This is a genomic window from Bradyrhizobium vignae, from assembly GCF_004114425.1.
Taxonomy (GTDB): Bacteria; Pseudomonadota; Alphaproteobacteria; order Rhizobiales; family Xanthobacteraceae; genus Bradyrhizobium; species Bradyrhizobium vignae.
In genome coordinates, this window is the sequence record NZ_RDQF01000025.1 from 1 (window position 1) to 19,148 (window position 19,148).

The following is a 19,148-nucleotide window of genomic DNA, read 5'->3' on the forward strand; positions in this document are numbered from 1 at the left end:
GTGATCGGCGCCAACGATGTCACCAATCCGGCTGCGGAAGAGGATAAGTCCTCTCCGATCTACGGCATGCCGGTGCTCCAGGTCTGGAAGGCCGGTACGGTGATGTTCATCAAGCGCTCGCTGGCCTCCGGCTATGCCGGCATCGACAACCCGCTATTCTATCGCGACAACACCATGATGCTGCTCGGCGACGCCAAGAAGGTCACCGAGAACATCGTCAAGGCGATGTAATCGCGGAAGGGACCGTCCCATCCGGGGCGGCCCAAAGCCATGCGCGAGCGGCGCGTCAAATGGCGCTGCCCACAAGGTGGCGTGCAGCTGCCTTGCTGCGGAGCCGTCGCAAGCCCTGGTCTCAACCCGAGGGCGGGCCGTGCAATGATGACCATCGTCAAGTGGATCGCCATTGTGCTCGTGACCGTCTATTGCGCCGGTCTCCTCGTGCTGTATGTCCGCCAGCGCGAGATGCTGTTTCCGATCCCGCCCGTCGGCCGCACCGCTCCCGATGCCGCCGGCCTTCCCGAGGCGGAAGAGCATGTCCTGACCACGTCGGACGGTGAGAGAGTCATCCTCTGGCACGTGCCGGCCAAGCCCGGCCATTCCGTGATCCTGTACTTCCCGGGTAATGGCGATTTTCTCGCCGGCCGCATCAGCCGTTTCAAGGCGATGACCGCCGACGGCACCGGCCTCGTTGCCCTGTCCTATCGCGGCTATGCGGGCTCGAGCGGGATGCCGAGCGAGCAGGGGCTGCTGTACGACGCTGCGGCCGCTTACGCCTTCACCGCTGCGCGCTATGCAGCGGAACGAATCGTCGCGTGGGGCTTCTCTCTGGGGACGGGCGTGGCGGTTGCCATCGCCTCGGAACATCGCGTTGGGAAGCTCATCCTGGAGGCGCCTTATACATCGACCGTCGACGTTGCGGCTTCGTCGTTCTGGTTCGTGCCGGTCCGCCTTCTGATGCGCGATCCGTTCCATTCGGACCGGCGCATGGCGCGCGTCACGGTGCCGCTGCTTGTCATGCATGGCACTAACGACCTTGCCATTTCGATCATCTTCGGAGAGCGTCTGTTCGCACTCGCCCATGAGCCCAAGCGGTTCGTTCGCATGGTGGGCGGCGGGCACGACAATCTCGATCAATATGGCGCGATCGAAACGGCGAGAGGGTTCATTGGCGGCTGACAGCTTAGTGCAACGTTGCGTTCTCGTACTCGCTGTCTTCTGCCTGACGCTTCTGCCGCAGAATGCGCTGGCGGCGACGGGGCTCGATGGTGCGGCGATGCGCTGGCCCTATGCGCTGCCCTTTGCCGGCTTGCTGCTGTCGATCGCCTTTGGGCCGCTGCTTTTTGCGAAATTCTGGCACCATCATTACGGCAAGATCGCCGCGGCTTGGGCGCTGCTGGCGCTCGCCTCGCTCGTCTTCTTTGCCGGCGGCATGGCGACGCTGGCGGCGCTCGTTCATGCCATGCTCGCCGAATATCTCGGCTTCATCGTGCTGCTGTTCTCGCTCTACGTCGTGGCCGGTGGCATCCTCATCACAGGGGACATCAAGGCGACGCCGGCAAGCAATTTGGGCATCCTTGCACTCGGCACGTTCGGGGCGAGCGTCGTCGGCACCACGGGTGCCGCGATGATTCTGATTCGCCCCTTGCTCCGCGCCAACCGGCTGCGGCGCCACAACACCCACGTCGTCATCTTGTTCATCATCCTCGTTGCCAATGTCGGCGGCGCGATGAGCCCACTTGGCGATCCCCCGCTCTTCGTCGGCTTCCTGCACGGCGTCGACTTCTTCTGGACCACGCGGACCATCTGGTTGCAGACCGTGATCGTGGCCGGGCTGCTGCTCGCGATCTTCGTCGCTGTCGACGTCTGGCGCTTCCGGAGCGAGCCGCCGCTCGATGACACCGGCCCGGCACAGCCGGTCCGCGTCCGCGGGCTGCTCAATTTGCTGCTGATCGCGGCCATCGTCGCCAGCCTGCTCGCCTCGGCGCTCTGGAAGCCGGCCATCGCCTTCGACATTCTCGGCACCAAGCTGGAGCTGGAGGATGTCGTCCGCAATCTGGTGCTGCTGGTGATCGCGGCGCTCTCGGTGTGGCTGACGCCCGACGAGCACAGGCAAGCCAACGGCTTCACCTGGGAGCCGATCCGCGAGGTCGCCAAGCTGTTCGCAGGGATCTTCGTCGCCATCATCCCGGTCATTGCCATGCTCAAGGCCGGCCATGACGGTGCGTTCGCCTGGCTGCTGTCGGCCGTGACGGAGCCGAACGGCGCACCACGCGAGGCCGCCTATTTCTGGTTCACCGGCCTGATGTCCGCGTTCCTCGACAATGCGCCGACATATCTGTTGTTCTTCGAGCTCGCCGGTGGCGACCCGCGGGTGCTGATGCATGAGCTCTCGGGCACGCTCGCGTCGATCTCCATGGGGGCGGTCTACATGGGTGCGCTCACCTATATCGGCAACGCGCCGAACTTCATGGTGAGCAGCATTGCCAGCGAGAATGGCGTCGAGATGCCGAGCTTCTTCGGCTATCTCCTGCGCGCGGGCGCCGTGCTGGTCCCGCTGTTCCTGCTGCTGACGTTCCTGCCGGTCGCCCCGATCCTGCAGTGGCATTGAATCTCGCGCCTGATTTGATACTGCTCATTCAAGCAACTGGAAGCGGTGGATGAGCGCATATAGTCCGATGCCCCGGTCGGCCTGGATCTTCCCCGCGCTCGCCGTGCTGTTGTTCGCAGCCGTCAGCGCGACCGGTTATGTGTTCACGCTGTCGTTTGGCGGGCTTCTCTTCGCCATCGTCCTTCTGGTTATCCTGTTCGGCACGGTGTTCGCCGCTGTTCATCATGCCGAAGTGATCGCGGAGCGGGTCGGCGAACCCTATGGCACGCTGGTGCTGACGCTCTCGGTGACCATCATCGAGGTGGTGCTGATCACCACGATCATGCTGGGCGACAAGCCTGCGCCGGAACTGGCCCGCGACACCGTGTTCGCCGTGGTCATGATCGTCTGCAACGGCCTCGTCGGCCTCTGCATTTTGATCGGCGGCCTGCGCTATCGCGAGCAGGGTTTTCAGCTCTCCGGCGCCAACGTCTATCTCAGCGTGCTGTTCGCGCTCGCGACCATCACGTTGATCCTGCCGAACTACACCATCACCACACCTGGCCCGGTCTATTCCTCGGTCCAGCTCGGCTTCGTCGATGTCGTCACGCTCGCGCTGTATGGGGTCTTTCTCTACACCCAGATCGTCCTGCACAAGGATTACTTCGTTCATGAACGGACGGAGGGCGAGGGCGGGGAGGGGCACCTGTCGGCCGGGATGTTCGGGCTCACCGTGGCGCTGCTCCTGGTCTCGCTGCTGGCAGTCGTGCTGCTGGCCAAGAAATTCTCGCTGGTGGTTGATGCCGTCGGCGCCAGGATCGGCGCGCCGCCGGCCTTCGCCGGCCTTCTGGTCGCGCTGCTGATCCTGATGCCCGAGGGTGTCGCGGCCATTGCGGCGGCCCGCAAGAACGACCTCCAGAAGAGCATCAATCTCGCGCTCGGCTCGTCGCTGGCGACCATCGGCCTGACCATCCCCGCCGTCGGCGTCGCCACCTACGCGCTCGACAAGGAGCTCGAACTCGGCCTCAGCGCCCAGGGCAGCGTGCTTTTGCTGCTGACCTTCTTCCTGAGCATGCTGACCTTCGGCACGGGCAGGACCAATGTCCTGTTCGGCCTGGTCCATATGGTGGTATTTGCCGTCTACGTGTTCATGGTTTTCGTGCCGTAAAAGGAACTCCAGATGCTTGCCGCCAGGTCCGAGGTTCAGGTCGACAACGAAGAGGTCCGGGTCACGGAATGGCGCCTTCCGCCTGGCAGCGCGACCGGCCATCACACCCACGGCATGGACTATGTGATCGTGCCCGTGGTCGCCGGCGAGATGACCATCGTGGCGCCCAATGGCGAACGGTCCAAGGCGCAACTCGCCGCCGGAAAATCCTACTTCCGCAAGGCGGGCGTCCAACATGACGTACTTAACGAAACCTCAACTGAGATCGTGTTCGTTGAAGTCGAGCTAAAACGTTGAGTTGGCGCGACCGTTTGCCATCGATCCGTCGCAGTTGATCCCTCACAATGCCCTAAAGTTCCCGCATCAGATCGCGCGGGGAGTGGTCGGAATGCTGAAATACCTCGCAAAAATTTCGATGGATATTTTCCCCTCGGTGCTCGCGACGATCATCGGGGCCTACATCGTTAATCATTACATCAACGCCAAGCCGGCGGCCGACACTCCAGCCGCCGCGGTCGCGCCTGCCAAGACCGGCAGTGACAAGCCCACCGATACCGCCAACCTTCCTGCCCCCGGCGTCAAAGCCAAGGGCATCTCCGAGAAGAACGTCACGGACAAGGCGGCGGCCGAGAAGCCTGCCGATCATCAGGCGCCTGTCGAGACCAAGGCCGCAGACGTGGCTCCCGCCGAAATCAGCCCGCGCGGCCGTCCGCGCGACAAGGCCGCGGCCAAGTCCGCTCCGGCTGCCTCTGCTCCCGTGGTTGAGGCCAATTCTGCCGCGACTGCGGCTTCTCCAGCCGCCACCCCCGACGCCAACGATCTCGCGCGTGCCGCGATCGAGCGCCTGCGCAAGTCGCCTGAGGGCAAGGCCGCTGAGGCCAGATCTTCCGAAACCAGGCCCGCCGAGGTTCGCTCGTCGGAGACCAAGCAAGCCGAGCGGCCGGCAGAGCCCGTGGTGCGGGAAGCCACCCGCACGCCGGAGGCTCCGCGGGTCGTCAGCATGGAGCCGGCCCCGGTTCGTCCGCTGCCGCCGCCGATCACTGTATCGACGCCCTCATCTGAGGCCTATGGCAATGGTGGCTCCAATCCGCCCTACACGGCCTCGGTCAGCAGCGACGATCCGAATCGGGTGACGCCGCCGGCTGACATTCCCGTGCCGGTCATCGCGCCACCGCTCGATCTGCGTGCCGACGCTGGCGCCTCCATGCCGCGGCCGAAGAAGACCAATGTCGCCGACGAGATGCTGTCGGGCATGAAGTCGATGTTCAACGCCGTTCTGCCGAAGAGCGCTACCCCCGACTGAGCTGCGCTCCGCGTTGCGCCAAACCGTCAGCCGCCGACGCGGGCGAGGCCGCTGCGGGCGGCGTCATCGCGTGGACGCAGCGCGACCGCCTTGGTGTAGGACGCCGCCGCCTTGGCCCTGTCGCCCAGCCGCTCATAGGCCTGTCCGCGCGTGGTCCAGACCTGGGCGTTGTGCGGATCGGCCTCGGAGGCTTCATCGAGATCGGCTGCGGCCTCCTTGTTCTTGCCGAGCGCAAGATAGCTGTTGGCGCGGCCGAGCAGCGGCTCGGCCTTTTGCGGGTTGAGCCCGCTCGCAGCGCTGAAATCGGCGATCGCGAAGTCGTGCTGGTTCTTGCCCTGGTAGATCAGCGCGCGGCCATAAAGCGCCTGCGCATTGTAGGGGTCGAGCCCGACCGCGCGATTGAACTCGTCGAGCGCTGCCGCGGTCTCGCCTGACTTCGCCAGCGACTGGGCCTTTGCGGTATGGGCCTGAGCTTCGGCGATGTTGCCGGCGCTCACCGCGCTCTCGGTGGGCGCGGCCGTCTTGGGTGCTTCTTGCGGCTTGTCCTTCTCGGGGAGTAGCGATCCGAGATCGAAGGAGCAGCCGCAGAGCGCAATCCCCATCACGGCCAGCGCGAACGGCTGCCGCCAGATCTGGCGTAGCCGCGGCAAGCCACGCTCGGGGAAGGGAGAGGCCATCTACGGTTCGCTCGCGCTAGAGCATGCTCCGGAAAAAGTCTGAAGCTGTTTTCCGAAGAGATCATGCTCGAACAAAACCAAAGCGCGATGATAATTCGTCCCAGTCTCATCGCGCTTTAGCGCCGCATCGGTAGTGCCCGTCCCGGAAAGGCACCGCTCACAAACAATGACGCGGGCCAAGGGCCCGCGTCATCGAAAACTGAGGTCTTACAGGTTCGGCAAATCAGCGCGGGCCGCGCGGGCCTGCACCGGCGCCGCCACGAGCGCCGCGATCACCGCCCGGGCCGGCGCCGAACACCGGCTTCGGCTTCATCGGCAGCAAGCCTTCGCGCTGCAGCTTCTTGCGGGCCAGCTTGCGCGCACGGCGCACGGCTTCGGCCTTTTCGCGGGCCTTCTTCTCGGAGGGCTTCTCGTAATGACCGCGGAGCTTCATCTCGCGGAAAATTCCCTCGCGCTGCATCTTCTTCTTCAGCGCCTTGAGGGCTTGATCGACATTGTTATCGCGAACGAGAACCTGCACGCGGCATCCTCTTCAGGTGGATCGGATTTGAATTCTGGTAAGTCAAAGGGGATGGCAAAAGCCCGGCGCCCTTAACCTTGAGCGCGGGGATGTATCAGACAAAACCAGAGATGTCCACCGGCCAAGCGGGTTTTCGGGCCAAGTTCGGCCATTAAATGCGGCGAAAATACCTCCATGCGGCCCCGATTTTGGAGATTTGGCGCCATTTGGGGGGCTGTGACCGGGGCTTTGTTCCGGCCTCTTTGAAATGAGGGGACTGTCCATGGACATGAAAAAATACGCCGCCGAGGGCATCGGCACCTTCTGGCTCACTTTCGCAGGCTGCGGGAGCGCGGTCATCGCCGCCGGCTTCCCCCAGGTCGGCATCGGCCTGGTCGGTGTCTCCCTCGCGTTCGGCCTGAGCGTCGTCACCATGGCTTATGCGATCGGCCACATCTCGGGCTGCCATCTCAACCCGGCTGTCACGGTCGGTCTCGCCGCCGGTGGCCGCTTTCCGGCGGGTCAGATCCTGCCCTACGTGATCGCCCAGGTGGCGGGTGCGATCGTCGCCGCGTGGCTGCTGTACGTCATCGCGAGCGGAGCGCCCGGATTCGATGTCGGCAAGGGCTTCGCCTCCAACGGCTATGATGCGCATTCGCCCGGCCAGTACAGCATGATCGCGTGCTTCCTCACCGAGGCGGTGATGACCATGATGTTCCTGTTCATCATCATGGGTGCCACCCACGGCCGCGCGCCGGCGGGTTTCGCACCGCTCGCGATCGGGCTCGCGCTGGTGATGATCCATCTCGTCAGCATTCCCGTCACCAACACGTCGGTGAACCCGGCGCGCAGCACCGGCCCGGCACTGTTCGTCGGCGGCTGGGCGCTGTCGCAACTCTGGCTGTTCTGGGTTGCACCGCTGATCGGCGGCGCTCTGGGTGGGGTGATCTATCGCTGGCTCAGCGAGGAGCCTACCGGCGTCGTCGCGGGCGTGAAGACCGCGTGATCGCAAAGAGCGGGATCGCAGGTCGAAGCTGCGGTCCCGTTACTTGCCGATGGTGGGGCGCACTTCGGTGACGTGACCCATCTTGCGGCCGGGACGCGGCGCGCCCTTGCCGTAGATGTGGACGGTGGCGCCCGGCACGGTGAGCCACTTCTCGTAATCTTTGATCTCGTCCCCAATCAGGTTGGTCATGGTGACGACCTCGCCATGGCGCACCGGCTTGCCGAGCGGCCAGCCGGCGATCGCGCGGATGTGCTGCTCGAATTGCGAGACCGAAGCGCCGTCGAGCGTCCAGTGTCCGGAATTGTGCACGCGCGGGGCGATCTCGTTGACCAGTACCTTCGCTCCGGTGCCATTGGCGAGCACGAACATCTCGACGGCGAGCACGCCGACATAATCGAGCGCGTTTGCGATTTTGGTCGCGACGCTGCGCGCTTCATCGGCGAGAGCGTCCGGGATCGGTGCCGGTGCGCGGGAGATTTTCAGAATGTGGTCGCGGTGTTCGTTCTCGGTGACGTCGAAGCACTCGACCTGGCCTGTGGCCGACCGTGCAGCGATCACGGAGATCTCGCGCTCGAACGGCACGAAGGCCTCCAGGATCGCCGATTTGGTGCCGAGACTGGTCCACACCTTGGCGATGTCGTCGCCCTCGCGGATGATGGCCTGGCCCTTGCCGTCATAGCCGAAGCGGCGGGTTTTCACCACGGCCGGGAGGCCGATTCTCAGGATCGCCTCGCGTAGCGAGGAGACGGAGGTGACGTCGGCATAGGCCGCAGTGCCGATGCCGAGCTTCGTCACGAAATCCTTCTCGGCGAGCCGGTCCTGGGTGGTCTCGAGGATCCTGCGATTGGGCAGCACCGGGCGGCGCGCGTCCAGCACCATCGCGGCGGCGGCAGGCACGTTCTCGAATTCGTAGGTGATGACATCGACGTCGCTCGCGAACAGCTCGAGCGCTTCGACATCGGCGTATTCGGCGCAGGTCGCGTTCAGCACGACGTCGAAGGCCGGCGAATCCGGATCGGGCGAGAACACCTGACAGCGCAGGCCGAGCCGGGCCGCGGCCATGGCCAGCATCCGGCCCAATTGTCCGCCGCCGAGGATTCCGATGGTGTCACCGGGCTTCAGCTTCACGTGCCTGGTGTCGGTCACGCCTTGTCCTCCGGGCGCTCGGCGACCGCCTCAGTTTGAGCCTTGCGCCAGGCGGCGAGGCGATCGGACAAGGCCGGGTCGGACAATGCCAGCACGGCGGCTGCCAGCAGCGCGGCGTTGATCGCGCCAGCCTTGCCGATGGCGAGGGTGCCGACCGGGATGCCCGCTGGCATCTGGACGATCGAATAGAGCGAATCGACGCCCTTCAGCGTCTTGGATTCGACGGGAACGCCGAATACCGGGAGTTCCGTCAGCGCCGCCGCCATGCCGGGCAGATGTGCGGCGCCACCGGCGCCGGCGATGATGACCTTGTAACCCGCGGCCTTGGCGCCCTTGGCGAAAGCAAACAGCCGGTCGGGAGTGCGGTGGGCCGAGACGACGCGGCTGTCGGCGGCAATGCCGAGCGCGTCAAGCGTGTCGGCGGCATGCCGCATCGTGTCCCAGTCCGACTGGCTTCCCATGATGATGGCGATCGGCGCGGTCATGACATCAAATGTGCCCGGAAAAACAGAAAGATAGGCCAGATTAAAGGTTCCGGCCGGCGGCTCGCAAGGCGGTGGCAAGGAGAAGGGAATCCACTATCCTGTCTTGGTGAATCCCCGCAAGCCTTCATTGAGCAGGATGCCCATGAAGAAACCAAAAAGGGCTAGCGCCGCGAAGGCCAAAGAGGGCCGGAAGACCAGCGCCGGCCGATCCAATGCCGCCCCCAAACGGCCGACCAAGCGTCGGGCGAAGCCGTCGCGGCGCGCCGCGTTGGATGATGACGGAGCCAGAGACAACGTCAGGGCGACGATCCGGGGCTTGCGGGCCAAGCTCAAGGAAGCGCAGCGCCGGGTCGCGGAGCTGGAAGCTGCGGCCGACACCGATTTCCTGCTCGAAATTCACAACCGGCGCGGCTTCGAGCGCGAGCTCGCGCGCGCCATCGCCTATATGAAGCGCTACCGCGCCAGCGGGGCGCTGATCGTGCTCGACGTCGACCGGCTGAAGCCGATCAACGATTCCTTCGGCCATGCCGCCGGCGACGAGGTGCTCAAGGCGATTGTCGCCACGCTGACGCGACAGGTGCGCGCCTCCGACGTGGTCGGCCGGCTCGGGGGCGACGAGTTCGCGCTGCTGCTCTGGAATCTCAGCGAGACCGATGCCAAGGCGAAGGCCACGGCCTTGGAGCAGGCGATCGACGAATTGTCCTTCGTCTTCCGCGGGCAGCACGTGACCGCAGGCGCCTCTGCCGGCGTCGCGTTGCTCGGTCCCCACTCCGACGCAGGCCGCGCCCTGGAGGAGGCCGATGCCGCCATGTACGTCCGCAAGGCGCACCGCCGGCACGAGCCGCGGATCAGGCTGGCCAGCGGCGAGCGTTAGAGGGTCGCAAGATCTTCGGGCACGTTGCCGAATTTGCGCAGCAGCGTCGCGTCACCGAACTCGCCGGTCATGGGATCGCCGCTGCGGCTGAACGCGATCGCGCCGATATGGCCGGCGCCGCGCGCGAGAATCTCTGCGCGTCGTAGCGCCGCCGTCGAGGACTGACACTCCTCCGCGGCGCCCGCGACCGGCGAGCCGTCGGCATCGATCAAGAAGGGCATTGCAACGTAGTAGGTCACATCTGACATGGCGTTGCTCCAATGATGAACTCAGGCGGCGCTGCTCTTGCTCCGCGAGGTTTCCGGAATGCAGCCGGCCGAAATCGCCGCCTGCAATTCCTCCAGCTCGGCTTCCAGATATTCGTTGGCCATGATCAGCGCCTTGATGGTGCTGCGCAGATTGCCGTCGCACATCGCGATCGCCTGATCGCAGGCCTGTTCATAATGGCTGTTGTCGAGAAGAGGCGTTGCCGACATCTGCGTTGTCCTTGTGCCTTGTCTTTGCATTTTCCTGGGGCCGCTGGGATCCTTCGAATGTTCCTATTTTGTTCTTTTTGAGTCAAGTGGATTCAGCTGCGGCGAGCGCCGCGAAAGACCGGCTTAGGCTCAGGCGATGATGTCGGGGGTAATCTGGTCTTCGATGAACGCGATGCGGTCGCGCAACAACAGCTTGCGCTTCTTGAGCCGCTGTAACCGCAATAGGTCGGGCGCGGGCGATTGATGCAACGCATCGATCGCCGCATCGAGATCTCGGTGTTCCTGCTGCAACCGGGTGAGCTCGGCTTCGAGCTCACGCTCATCTTCATTGGTCATGTCTGCGGTGGCCGAAAACCGATAGCCGTGAATCTGGGCTGTGGATGCCCTGTGGAAATTATCGTCCTTGCGCGGCGTGATCGCAAGCGATCTGCGACCCTCGCTCGCCGATCTCCCGCAACATATTTCTGCGAGGAGCTGTGGCCTTGCGCAGCTGCATTGATATCATGGATTTTTCCCGCGTGGTTCCCTTGGTCACGCTTCCTTACATATGAACTTTCAAAAATGACGGCGCGACAACGGATACCCATCGACAGGACGAATCGGTGATGTAGACTTGGCTGTCCGGATCGAATCCTGAGGTTCAACCCTACCGAGGAGGTTTCGAATGACAATTCAGGCACATCTTGTTGAATTGGAACGGAAGCACAAACTTCTCGAAAACGAATTGCACGAAGCTCTTGTGCACCTTTCAACAGACGACCTGCAAATTGTTGAGTTGAAGCGCCGGAAGTTGATGGTCAAGGACCAGATCGAGCGTCTGAAGCAAGGCGACACGCTCCACTAGTAACCCCGTAACACCGCAGAGTTGATCACATCCTTCGCAGGGGTGAGAGCATTCGTGCTCATCCCTGCTGCAGGGTGCACGCCGTGCAAGATCTTTGCACGGCGCTGGTCTTTGTTTGGACGCGTTGCCCTGACGCGAACTGGTATCCACTTCGCACGAAGACGCTCTAGATGCCTGCGAGCTCGGCGACGTGATCGGCGATCGCGAGCGACGACGTCAATCCCGGCGATTCGATGCCGAACAGATTGATCAACCCTGCGACGCCGTGATCGTGCGGGCCTTGCATCAAAAAATCCTGCGTGGCCACGGCCGGCGGCACGATCTTCGGGCGGATGCCCGAATAGCTCGGCATCAGCGCGCCATCGGGCAGTGTCGGCCAGTATTTGCGGATCGCCGGGTAGAAGCGCTCGGCGCGTGAAGGATCGACCTCGTAGTTGATCGTTTCGATCCACTCGACGTCAGGCCCGAAGCGGGCCTGCCCTGCCATATCCAGCGTCAGGTGCACGCCCAATCCGCCGGGTTCGGGCACCGGATAGATCAGGCGCGAGAACGGCGCCTTGGCGTTGCAGCTGAAGTAGTTTCCCTTGGCGAGGTAGGCCGGCGGAATCCGGTCCAGCGGCATGCCGTCGATGTTGCGCGCCACATTCGTCGCCGAGAGGCCGGCAGCGTTGACGAGAAGGTCGCATTGCAGAGTCATCGGTGCCTCGCCGCCGGCATCGATCTCGATGACACCGGCCGCCGCCTTGGCGCGGATCAGCGGGGTGTGAAACGCGAAGGCGGCGCCGGCGTCCTCGGCCTCGCCGCGCAGCGAGAGCATGTAGGCGTGGCTGTCGATGATGCCGGTTGACGGCGACAGCAGCGCGGCGTCGCAGGCGAGCGCCGGCTCCAGCGCGCGTGCGGCCTCGCCCGAAAGCAGCTGCATGTCGAGCACGCCGTTGGCTTCGGCATGCGCCTTGATCGATTGCAGCTTCTCGGTCTCCTTCGGGCTGGTCGCGACGATCAGCTTGCCGCAATTCTTGTGAGGGATGCCGCGGTCGGCGCAGTAGCGGTAGAGCGCGTGCTTGCCGGCAACGCACATGCGCGCCATCCAGCTTCCGGCGCGGTAGTAGATGCCGGCATGGATCACCTCGCTGTTGCGCGAGGAGGTGATGGTCCCAATGGCCTCGGCTTCCTCGAGCACGATCACCTCGCGCCCGGTCTGCGCGAGCTTTCGGGCCACCGCGAGACCGATCACGCCGGCTCCGATGACGACGCAGTCGACCCTATCCATGGTTGCGCAGGATGTCCGCTGGAAGCGCCGGTGGCGTCAGGCCTGGAAGCGGCGGCGCAGGGGAATTTTCCGTTAAGAAAGCATTTATCATGTCAGGGCAATTGCCGTATTTCGCGTCACATTTTTCTATTGTGGGTACAAGCGTTTACCCGATCCAAACCCGCGAGGCCAGACAATCCGACGTTGAAATCGCGGGTGGCTGATGGCTGAGAAGAACTGGCACGTGGGCAGCACGCTTCCGATTGCTGTGCAGGCCGTCATGTGCCTGGCCGGCGCGGCCGCGCCTGTGCGCGCCTTTGCGGCTTCGGACGGGTTCACCGTTCCGGGCGATCTCACCAAGCTTGATCCCAACGTGATCTGGGAAGCCCTGATCGCGGGCATCGTCATCTGCGCGTTCCTCGGCGCGATCGCGCTGTGGATCCATTCCTCGCTGCGTCAGACCCGGCGTTTGCAGTTGCGGCGCAATGCCTTCATCTCGTCGGCCCTGAACAATCTCAACCAGGGCGTGGTGATGACGGATGCGCAGCGGCGCATCATCTTCTGCAACGACCGCTATCTCGATATTTACGGCCTGACCCGCTCCGACCTTTGGACCGGCATGACCGCCCATGATATCCTCGAGCTGAGGCGCAAGCGGGGCGTCCTCGGCGGCGTCTCTGACAACGAGTTCTACGAGAAGGCGGCAAGCCCTAATGGTCTGATCACCGAACTGCCCGACGGGCGGGCCATCCTGGTGAAATATTTCGTGCTGCCGAATGGCGGCTCGGTTGCGACGCATCTGGACGTCAGCGAGCAGCGGAGGCTGTCACGGCAGCTCGCCTCGACCAAGCAGTTCCTGGAGACGGTGCTGGACAACGTGCCGGCCTGCGTCGCGGCGAAGAACATCGAGGACGGCCGCTACATTTTCGCCAATAGCGCCTGCGAGCGGTTCTGGGGGTTCTCGCGGGATCATGTCGTCGGCAAGAATGCGCGCGAGTTGTTTGCGCCGGTCTCGGCAGCCACGATCGAGGCGACCGACCGGGCGGCGCTCAATTCGCCGGACGGCGAGTTCCGCAACGAATTCGAGCTCGAGCGGGGCGAAGAACGGCGCATGGTCGCTTCGATCCGGATCGTGGTCCGCAACGAGAGCGACAAGCCCGAATTCCTGCTCATCGTGTTCGAGGACATCACCGACCGCCGCTCGCTGTCGAAGGAGCTGGAGAGCACCAAGAAGTTCCTCGAGCTCGTGGTCGACAATATTCCGGTCGCGCTGATCGTGGAGCAGGTCAAGGACGGCCGCTATCTGCTCGCCAACCGCAGCGCGGAGACGATCCTCAACCGCAGGCGCGAGGAAGCCACCGGCCTGACCGCCTCCGACATCTTCAACGCCAAGGAAGCGAAGCTGATCATCGCGCGCGACGAGGCCGCGATCAAGAAACGCGGGATGATCACCGAGGAGCATCCGATCTCCACCAAGGACGGTCTGCGGCTGTTCCTGACCCGCCGCGCCACCGTGCTCAGCGACGCCGGCGAACCGCAATATCTGATCAAGACCCACGAGGACGTCACGGATCGCCGGCAGACCGAGTCGCGCATGGCGCACATGGCCTATCACGACGGTCTCACCGATCTGCCGAACCGCGCCGCCTTCCTGCAGGCGCTGACTCAGATGATCGAGGCCTGCGAAGGCACCGGCGAGGAGTTCGCCGTGCTCTGCGTCGACCTCGACGGGCTCAAGGAGGTCAACGACGTCTTCGGCCATGCGCTCGGCGACAAACTCCTGATCGAGGTGGCCCAGCGGCTCCAGGACTCCGCCCGCGGCGGCGTGGTGGCGCGCCTGTCCGGCGACGAGTTCGGTCTCATCATCGACGGCAAGCAGCCGCAAGCGGGGCTCGCGCTGGCGCAGCAGATCGGCGAAGCCGTCGCGGAGGAGTTCCAGATCGATGGCCGGCCGGTCCGTGCCGGCGTCACCACCGGCATGTCGATCTTCCCGCACAACGGCACGGATGGCGCCTCGCTGCTCGCCAACGCCGGCGCCGCGCTGTTCCGCGCCAAGCAGAAGTCGCGCGGCACGATCAGCCTCTACCAGCCGGAGATGGACCAGCAGATCCGCAATCGCCGCGTGCTGCACCAGGATCTTTCGATGGCGATCAAGAACGGCGAGCTCTCGCTCGCCTTCCAGCCGCAGGGGGCCGCCCGCCACAGCGTCGCCGAGAGCGAGATCATCGGCTTCGAGGCGCTGGCGCGCTGGCAGCATCCGGTCCGCGGTCAGGTCTCGCCGGCCGAATTCATCCCGATCGCTGAGGAGAGCGGCCTGATCGTCGAGATGGGCGAGTGGATCCTGCGCGAGGCCTGTCGCGAGGCGGCGTCCTGGCCGAAGCCGCTGCAGGTCGCGGTCAATTTGTCGCCGGCGCAGTTCATGCACGGTGACGTGGTTGGCCTCGTCCATTCGATCCTGATCGAGACGGGCCTTGCACCGGGCCGGCTCGAACTCGAGATCACCGAGGGTGTGCTGATCGAGGATTTCGATCGGGGCCTTGCGCTGCTGCGCCGCCTCAAGGCGCTCGGCGTGCGCATCTCCATGGACGATTTCGGCAGCGGTTACTCCTCGCTGAGCTACCTCCAGGCGTTCCCGTTCGACAAGATCAAGATCGACCGCGCCTTCATCATCAATCTCGGCCGCAACCCGCAATCAGCGGCGATCGTGCGTGCCGTTATCGACCTCGGCCACGGCCTCGAAATGTCGATCATCGCCGAGGGCGTCGAGACGGTGGAGCAACTCGCCTTCCTCGCCAAGGAGGGCTGCGACGGCGTGCAGGGCTATCTGCTCGGCAAGCCGCTGCCGATCGGGAAATATGCCGATCTCGTCGGCCGCGCCGAGGTCATGGAGCTCGCGCTCAAGACCGGCTAGTGATGCTGAGCGCTACCAACGCTCCCATTCGACGGCCTCATGGCGGACTACGATCTTGCGATCATCGGCGGCGGCCTGAACGGTGTCAGCCTCGCGCGCGATGCGGCTGGCCGCGGCCTGCGCGTGATTCTGTTCGAGCAGGGTGATCTCGCCGGCGCCGCGTCGTCGGCGACACCGCGGCTGATCCATGGCGATCTCGCGGTGCTGGAGCGCCGTGGCTTCTGGCGGGTGCGCCGAGCGCTCGCCGAGCGCCGGATCTGGCTCGCCATCGCGCCGCACCTGGTCCGGCCGATGCGCTTCGTGATTCCGGCCCATGCGGACGAGCGTCCACCGTGGCTGCTGCGCGCTGGCCTGTTCCTCTATGACAGCCTCGCCAGCCGGAACGGCCTGCCCGGATCGACGACCCTCGACATCACGCATCATCCGGTGGGCAACGCGCTGAAACGTCCGTTCGGCACGGCGTTCGAATATTCGGACTGCGTGGTCGACGATTCCCGTCTTGTCGTGCTCACGGCCCTGGATGCCGCCGAGCGTGGCGCTGCGATCCGGACCGGGGCGCGCTGCGTCCGTGCCGACCGAAGCGAGATCTGGCGCCTCGCGGTGGTCGATCGCGGACACCGCCGTACCGTCACGGCGCGGGCGCTGGCCAACGCGACCGGCGGCTGGACCTCGATGGTCGCGGAGACCGTGCTGCGGCAGCCGCAGCCGGTGATGGCGGCTACTCAGATGAGCCAGATCATCGTGCCCAGGCTGTTCGATTCTGAAAACGTCTACGTCTTCCAGAACAATGATGGACAGCTGATCTTCGCCCGGCCCTTCGAGCGCGATTTCACGCTGATCGGCACGGTCACGCACGCCTTCACGGGCGATCCCGCCATCGTTGCGATGCGAGGAGCCGACATCAGCTATCTCTGCGAGGCCGTCAGCCGCTATTTCCGCGAGCGCGTCGCCCCGATCGACGTGGTCCGCACGGTCTCGGGCGTCAACCTGACGCTGGCGTCCGCGCGCGGCCGCGACGAGACGACGCTGTTCCACGCGCGCCGGGGCAAGGCGCCGCTGCTCACGATGTTCGGCGGCGACGTCACCACCTCGCGCTTGCGCGCGGAGTGGGCGGTGACGAAGCTGACCCCGTTCTATCCGATGTCGCCGCCCTGGACCGCGGGTGCGGCGTTGCCCGGCGGAGATTTCGCCTGGGATCGTTTTGACACCGAGGTCGAGCTTGCGCGCGACCGCTGGCGCTTTCTGCCGGAGTCGGAAGCCCAGCGCCTGGTTGCGGCCTACGGCTCGGGATTGTCGGCCGTGCTCGGCGAAGCAAGGACACGCGAAGAGCTTGGTCCGGCTTTCGGTCCCCGACTGACCGGCGCCGAGGTGCGCTATCTCGTGACCCGCGAATGGGCGCGTTTTCCGGATGACGTTCTGTGGCGCCGTTCCAAGCTGGGCCTGACAATGCCTGCGGCGGACTGTGAGGCGCTGGCGGCGTTCATGGCGGATTTGACTTAGGCGGGACCTCGCGCACCCGGCATCCCTCCGGGATCGCGAGCCCCATGGCGGATGGCATATGCGGCAATTGCCGTTCTCTCGTCATCCGACAGGATGACAGGAGGCGCTGCATCGGTACCGGCAAGCTGGAGTACGATGCGGGCAATATCGTCCTGCGCGTCTGCGGGCAGACTGCGTGCGATCTCCAGGGCCTGATCCGGCAACTTGGTCATGTCCTGATCATACGCCCTTTGACGCGCGTCGCATGAAGGCCAATTTCCGGTCATCCGCCCTGAACCGGTTGAGCTAAACACGATCGACCGCTAGCGTGCGGCGGAATCGGGGTTGGCAGGGATCATGGCGGAAGAGCTGCCCGGAAGGGATGTTCAAGCGGATGTGACTGGCGGAGATGCGCTTCCCGCGGCGGGCCAGCCGTTGCTGCGCATCGAGGGCGTGGCCAAGCGCTTTGGAACGTTCCGGGCCGTGGACGGCGTGTCGCTCGACATCAAGTCCGGCGAATTCTTCGCGCTGCTGGGGCCGAGCGGCTGCGGCAAGACCACGCTGCTGCGCATGCTGGCGGGCTTCGAGGCGCCGGACGAGGGACACATCCTGCTCGGCGGCAAGGATATCGCGCAGGCGCTACCCCACGAGCGTCCGATCAACATGATGTTCCAGAACTATGCGCTGTTTCCGCATTTGTCGGTGCGCGACAACATCGCCTTCGGCCTCAAGCGTGCCGGCATGGCGCGCGCCGAGATCGCCACCCGCGTCGCGGAAATGGTCGCTCTGGTGAAGCTCGAGGGCCTGGAGAAACGCAAGCCGGACCAGCTCTCCGGCGGCCAGCGCCAGCGCGTGGCGCTCGCCCGCGCCCTGGCGCGCCGGCCGCAACTCCTGTTGCTCGACGAGCCGCTTGCGGCCCTCGACAAGAAGCTGCGCGAGAGCACGCAAGGTGAGCTGATGGAGCTGCAGCGCCGGCTCGGCATGACCTTCATCATCGTTACCCACGACCAGGAAGAAGCGATGACGATGGCGAGCCGGATCGGCGTGATGAAGGCCGGCAAGCTCGCGCAGGTGGCTAGTCCTCGCGAGCTCTATGAGGCACCACGCTCGCGCTGGATCGCCGAGTTCGTCGGCGACATCAATCTGTTCGACGGTGAGACAAAATTGCGCGACGGTCATCGTCTGGTCATCGGCACGCGTGATGCGGGTGCGCTGGTGGTCGCCGAGCCGCGCGAACCGCTCGGCACGGGAAAATTCGCGGTCGCGATCCGTCCCGAGAAGGTCAAGCTGTCGCGTCGCGCCCCAGTGAGCGAGGCGGGCCGTGAGACGGCGATCAACCTGCTGGACGGCGTCATCGCCGACATCTGCTATCTCGGCGGCACCACCACCTACAAGGTGAAGCTCGATTCCGGCGGGATGCTGCAGGCTTCGGTCGTCAACAGCGCGCGCCTCGACGTCGATGCCTACAGCCTCAACCAGCATGTCGTCGCCTGGTTCACGCCCGACGATTGCGTGGTGCTGCCGTCATGAGCTCCCGCCGCATCTTCGCGCGGCCGGCGCGCTTCGCTGCGATCGCACCCTATGTCTGGATGGCGCTGTTCTTCCTGGTGCCGTTCGCCTTCGTCCTCAAGATCAGCCTGTCGCAGACCGCGATCGCGCAGCCGCCCTATGAGCCCGTGTTCGACCTGACGGCGGGATGGGAAGCGCTCAAGGCCGCCTTAGCCGCGCTGTCGATCGACAATTTCAGGCTGCTCGGTTCCGACGACATCTATGTCTTTGCTTATGTCCGCAGCCTCACCGTCGCCGTGACCGCGACTGCACTGTTGCTGCTGTTCGGCTATCCCATCGCCTATGGCATGGCGCGATTGCCAAAACGCTGGCAGGCGGTGGCGATGGTGCTGGTGATCGTGCCGTTCTGGACCTCGTTCCTGATCCGCATCTATGCCTGGATCAACATCCTCCAGCATGATGGCCTGCTCAACCAGATCCTGCTGGCGCTGCATCTGGTCAGCCAGCCCGTGGTGTGGCTCTCCACCGACACCGCGATGTATATCGGCATCGTCTATTCCTATCTGCCGTTCATGATCCTGCCGCTCTACGCCACGCTCGCCAAGATGGAGCCGGCGCTGGAGGAGGCGGCCTCCGATCTCGGCGCGCCGCCCTGGCATGTGTTCTGGCTCGTCACCTTTCCGCTGTCGCTGCCCGGCGTCGGGGCCGGCGTGCTGCTGTGCTTCATCCCGATCGTCGGCGAGTTCGTGATCCCTGATCTCCTGGCCGGCTCCAATGCGCTGATGATCGGCCAGACCCTGTGGCTGGAATTCTTCACCAACAAGGACTGGCCGGTCGCCTCCGCCGCGGCCATCGTGCTGCTGGTCGTGCTGCTGCTGCCGCTGCTGCTGTACGAGCGGCTGCAGAAGCGGCAGCTGGAACAGAGGCGCTGAGAC

At 64.7% G+C, this 19,148-nt stretch carries 22 protein-coding genes; 13 read left to right on the forward strand and 9 right to left on the reverse strand.

Annotated features, from left to right (window positions below):
• The 6 genes from EAV90_RS21350 to EAV90_RS21375 form a co-directional block, all read left to right on the forward strand.
• The coding region (locus EAV90_RS21350) for an NAD(P)(+) transhydrogenase (Re/Si-specific) subunit beta (RefSeq protein WP_164937046.1) at positions 1 to 231 on the forward strand (231 nt) is incomplete at its 5' end.
• Positions 232 to 378: 147 nt separating this feature from the next.
• On the forward strand, positions 379 to 1,176 hold the full coding sequence (locus tag EAV90_RS21355) for an alpha/beta hydrolase (protein WP_129144639.1): 798 nt from the start codon (positions 379 to 381) through the stop codon (positions 1,174 to 1,176).
• Between the two features lie 97 nt (positions 1,177 to 1,273).
• Positions 1,274 to 2,608 carry a sodium:proton antiporter gene (locus tag EAV90_RS21360; RefSeq protein ID WP_407194528.1) on the forward strand — a complete coding sequence of 445 codons (1,335 nt, stop codon included), beginning with the start codon at positions 1,274 to 1,276 and terminating at the stop codon, positions 2,606 to 2,608.
• 49 nt (positions 2,609 to 2,657) lie between these two features.
• Positions 2,658 to 3,755 carry a calcium:cation antiporter gene (locus EAV90_RS21365; RefSeq protein ID WP_129144608.1) on the forward strand — a complete coding sequence of 366 codons (1,098 nt, stop codon included), beginning with the start codon at positions 2,658 to 2,660 and terminating at the stop codon, positions 3,753 to 3,755.
• A gap of 12 nt (positions 3,756 to 3,767) precedes the next feature.
• The gene (locus EAV90_RS21370) at positions 3,768 to 4,052 is read left to right on the forward strand and encodes a cupin domain-containing protein (RefSeq protein ID WP_129144609.1); all 285 of its coding nucleotides are present in this window, start codon (positions 3,768 to 3,770) and stop codon (positions 4,050 to 4,052) included.
• 91 nt (positions 4,053 to 4,143) lie between these two features.
• Positions 4,144 to 5,058, forward strand: coding sequence for a hypothetical protein (locus EAV90_RS21375; protein ID WP_129144610.1), 915 nt, complete (start codon positions 4,144 to 4,146; stop codon positions 5,056 to 5,058).
• A 26-nt stretch (positions 5,059 to 5,084) separates the two neighbouring features.
• On the opposite strand, the gene EAV90_RS21380 is transcribed toward EAV90_RS21375, so the two are convergent.
• Together EAV90_RS21380 and rpsU are read right to left on the reverse strand one after the other, a co-directional pair.
• Positions 5,085 to 5,735 (reverse strand): tetratricopeptide repeat protein, encoded by a 651-nt coding sequence (locus tag EAV90_RS21380; protein ID WP_122405602.1) that lies wholly within the window; start codon positions 5,733 to 5,735, stop codon positions 5,085 to 5,087.
• A 223-nt stretch (positions 5,736 to 5,958) separates the two neighbouring features.
• Positions 5,959 to 6,255: a 30S ribosomal protein S21 gene (gene rpsU / locus EAV90_RS21385; protein WP_027573137.1), complete on the reverse strand. Its 297-nt coding sequence runs from the start codon at positions 6,253 to 6,255 to the stop codon at positions 5,959 to 5,961.
• Positions 6,256 to 6,517: 262 nt separating this feature from the next.
• Here rpsU and aqpZ point away from each other — a divergent pair, with 262 nt between their 5' ends.
• Positions 6,518 to 7,240, forward strand: a complete 723-nt coding sequence (gene aqpZ / locus EAV90_RS21390) for an aquaporin Z (protein ID WP_129144611.1) — start codon at positions 6,518 to 6,520, stop codon at positions 7,238 to 7,240.
• Positions 7,241 to 7,279: 39 nt separating this feature from the next.
• Here the strand turns inward: aqpZ and EAV90_RS21395 are convergent, their stop codons facing one another.
• Together EAV90_RS21395 and purE are read right to left on the reverse strand one after the other, a co-directional pair.
• Entirely contained in the window at positions 7,280 to 8,386 is a 1,107-nt protein-coding gene (locus EAV90_RS21395; RefSeq protein WP_129144612.1) for a 5-(carboxyamino)imidazole ribonucleotide synthase, read from the reverse strand.
• Positions 8,383 to 8,871 (reverse strand): 5-(carboxyamino)imidazole ribonucleotide mutase, encoded by a 489-nt coding sequence (purE, locus tag EAV90_RS21400; protein WP_122405599.1) that lies wholly within the window; start codon positions 8,869 to 8,871, stop codon positions 8,383 to 8,385. Before purE ends, EAV90_RS21395 begins: the two co-directional genes overlap by 4 nt.
• Before the next feature lie 142 nt (positions 8,872 to 9,013).
• On the opposite strand from purE, the gene EAV90_RS21405 reads away from it, so the two are divergent.
• Entirely contained in the window at positions 9,014 to 9,745 is a 732-nt protein-coding gene (locus EAV90_RS21405; protein WP_162500444.1) for a GGDEF domain-containing protein, read from the forward strand.
• Here EAV90_RS21405 and EAV90_RS21410 read toward each other — a convergent pair.
• The 3 genes from EAV90_RS21410 to EAV90_RS21420 all read right to left on the reverse strand — a co-directional run bounded on the left by EAV90_RS21410 (position 9,742) and on the right by EAV90_RS21420 (position 10,557).
• Entirely contained in the window at positions 9,742 to 9,993 is a 252-nt protein-coding gene (locus EAV90_RS21410) for a hypothetical protein (protein ID WP_129144613.1), read from the reverse strand. The genes EAV90_RS21405 and EAV90_RS21410 overlap by 4 nt on opposite strands.
• Before the next feature lie 21 nt (positions 9,994 to 10,014).
• Positions 10,015 to 10,221: a hypothetical protein gene (locus EAV90_RS21415; RefSeq protein ID WP_122405596.1), complete on the reverse strand. Its 207-nt coding sequence runs from the start codon at positions 10,219 to 10,221 to the stop codon at positions 10,015 to 10,017.
• Positions 10,222 to 10,350: 129 nt separating this feature from the next.
• The gene (locus EAV90_RS21420) at positions 10,351 to 10,557 is read right to left on the reverse strand and encodes a YdcH family protein (protein WP_008546179.1); all 207 of its coding nucleotides are present in this window, start codon (positions 10,555 to 10,557) and stop codon (positions 10,351 to 10,353) included.
• Between the two features lie 328 nt (positions 10,558 to 10,885).
• Here EAV90_RS21420 and EAV90_RS21430 point away from each other — a divergent pair, with 328 nt between their 5' ends.
• Positions 10,886 to 11,065, forward strand: a complete 180-nt coding sequence (locus EAV90_RS21430) for a YdcH family protein (RefSeq protein WP_025034152.1) — start codon at positions 10,886 to 10,888, stop codon at positions 11,063 to 11,065.
• Between the two features lie 166 nt (positions 11,066 to 11,231).
• Here the strand turns inward: EAV90_RS21430 and EAV90_RS21435 are convergent, their stop codons facing one another.
• Positions 11,232 to 12,335 carry an NAD(P)/FAD-dependent oxidoreductase gene (locus EAV90_RS21435; RefSeq protein ID WP_122405595.1) on the reverse strand — a complete coding sequence of 368 codons (1,104 nt, stop codon included), beginning with the start codon at positions 12,333 to 12,335 and terminating at the stop codon, positions 11,232 to 11,234.
• 202 nt (positions 12,336 to 12,537) lie between these two features.
• On the opposite strand from EAV90_RS21435, the gene EAV90_RS21440 reads away from it, so the two are divergent.
• Together EAV90_RS21440 and EAV90_RS21445 are read left to right on the forward strand one after the other, a co-directional pair.
• On the forward strand, positions 12,538 to 15,225 hold the full coding sequence (locus EAV90_RS21440; RefSeq protein ID WP_122405594.1) for a sensor domain-containing protein: 2,688 nt from the start codon (positions 12,538 to 12,540) through the stop codon (positions 15,223 to 15,225).
• 39 nt (positions 15,226 to 15,264) lie between these two features.
• Positions 15,265 to 16,725 carry a glycerol-3-phosphate dehydrogenase gene (locus EAV90_RS21445; RefSeq protein ID WP_129144614.1) on the forward strand — a complete coding sequence of 487 codons (1,461 nt, stop codon included), beginning with the start codon at positions 15,265 to 15,267 and terminating at the stop codon, positions 16,723 to 16,725.
• Here the strand turns inward: EAV90_RS21445 and EAV90_RS21450 are convergent.
• Positions 16,722 to 16,937, reverse strand: coding sequence for a hypothetical protein (locus EAV90_RS21450; protein ID WP_129144615.1), 216 nt, complete (start codon positions 16,935 to 16,937; stop codon positions 16,722 to 16,724). The genes EAV90_RS21445 and EAV90_RS21450 overlap by 4 nt on opposite strands.
• A gap of 124 nt (positions 16,938 to 17,061) precedes the next feature.
• On the opposite strand from EAV90_RS21450, the gene EAV90_RS21455 reads away from it, so the two are divergent.
• Positions 17,062 to 18,234: an ABC transporter ATP-binding protein gene (locus EAV90_RS21455; protein ID WP_129144640.1), complete on the forward strand. Its 1,173-nt coding sequence runs from the start codon at positions 17,062 to 17,064 to the stop codon at positions 18,232 to 18,234.
• Positions 18,231 to 19,145 (forward strand): ABC transporter permease, encoded by a 915-nt coding sequence (locus EAV90_RS21460; protein WP_129144616.1) that lies wholly within the window; start codon positions 18,231 to 18,233, stop codon positions 19,143 to 19,145. The genes EAV90_RS21455 and EAV90_RS21460 overlap by 4 nt, the downstream gene beginning before the upstream one ends.
• Positions 19,146 to 19,148 lie beyond the last annotated feature (3 nt).

What these genes read in the sequence shown, in the direction of transcription:
- EAV90_RS21455 (WP_129144640.1), top strand. Translation starts at nt 17,062, where the DNA reads ATGGCGGAAGAGCTGCCCGGAAGGGATGTTCAAGCGGATGTGACTGGC.
- EAV90_RS21440 (WP_122405594.1), top strand. Translation starts at nt 12,538, where the DNA reads ATGGCTGAGAAGAACTGGCACGTGGGCAGCACGCTTCCGATTGCTGTG.
- EAV90_RS21430 (WP_025034152.1), top strand. Translation starts at nt 10,886, where the DNA reads ATGACAATTCAGGCACATCTTGTTGAATTGGAACGGAAGCACAAACTT.
- EAV90_RS21435 (WP_122405595.1), bottom strand. Translation starts at nt 12,335, where the DNA reads ATGGATAGGGTCGACTGCGTCGTCATCGGAGCCGGCGTGATCGGTCTC.
- EAV90_RS21365 (WP_129144608.1), top strand. Translation starts at nt 2,658, where the DNA reads ATGAGCGCATATAGTCCGATGCCCCGGTCGGCCTGGATCTTCCCCGCG.
- purE (WP_122405599.1), bottom strand. Translation starts at nt 8,871, where the DNA reads ATGACCGCGCCGATCGCCATCATCATGGGAAGCCAGTCGGACTGGGAC.
- EAV90_RS21370 (WP_129144609.1), top strand. Translation starts at nt 3,768, where the DNA reads ATGCTTGCCGCCAGGTCCGAGGTTCAGGTCGACAACGAAGAGGTCCGG.
- EAV90_RS21405 (WP_162500444.1), top strand. Translation starts at nt 9,014, where the DNA reads ATGAAGAAACCAAAAAGGGCTAGCGCCGCGAAGGCCAAAGAGGGCCGG.
- EAV90_RS21380 (WP_122405602.1), bottom strand. Translation starts at nt 5,735, where the DNA reads ATGGCCTCTCCCTTCCCCGAGCGTGGCTTGCCGCGGCTACGCCAGATC.
- EAV90_RS21460 (WP_129144616.1), top strand. Translation starts at nt 18,231, where the DNA reads ATGAGCTCCCGCCGCATCTTCGCGCGGCCGGCGCGCTTCGCTGCGATC.
- EAV90_RS21415 (WP_122405596.1), bottom strand. Translation starts at nt 10,221, where the DNA reads ATGTCGGCAACGCCTCTTCTCGACAACAGCCATTATGAACAGGCCTGC.
- EAV90_RS21420 (WP_008546179.1), bottom strand. Translation starts at nt 10,557, where the DNA reads ATGACCAATGAAGATGAGCGTGAGCTCGAAGCCGAGCTCACCCGGTTG.
- EAV90_RS21450 (WP_129144615.1), bottom strand. Translation starts at nt 16,937, where the DNA reads ATGACCAAGTTGCCGGATCAGGCCCTGGAGATCGCACGCAGTCTGCCC.
- EAV90_RS21375 (WP_129144610.1), top strand. Translation starts at nt 4,144, where the DNA reads ATGCTGAAATACCTCGCAAAAATTTCGATGGATATTTTCCCCTCGGTG.
- aqpZ (WP_129144611.1), top strand. Translation starts at nt 6,518, where the DNA reads ATGGACATGAAAAAATACGCCGCCGAGGGCATCGGCACCTTCTGGCTC.
- EAV90_RS21445 (WP_129144614.1), top strand. Translation starts at nt 15,265, where the DNA reads ATGGCGGACTACGATCTTGCGATCATCGGCGGCGGCCTGAACGGTGTC.
- EAV90_RS21355 (WP_129144639.1), top strand. Translation starts at nt 379, where the DNA reads ATGACCATCGTCAAGTGGATCGCCATTGTGCTCGTGACCGTCTATTGC.
- EAV90_RS21360 (WP_407194528.1), top strand. Translation starts at nt 1,274, where the DNA reads ATGCGCTGGCCCTATGCGCTGCCCTTTGCCGGCTTGCTGCTGTCGATC.
- EAV90_RS21410 (WP_129144613.1), bottom strand. Translation starts at nt 9,993, where the DNA reads ATGTCAGATGTGACCTACTACGTTGCAATGCCCTTCTTGATCGATGCC.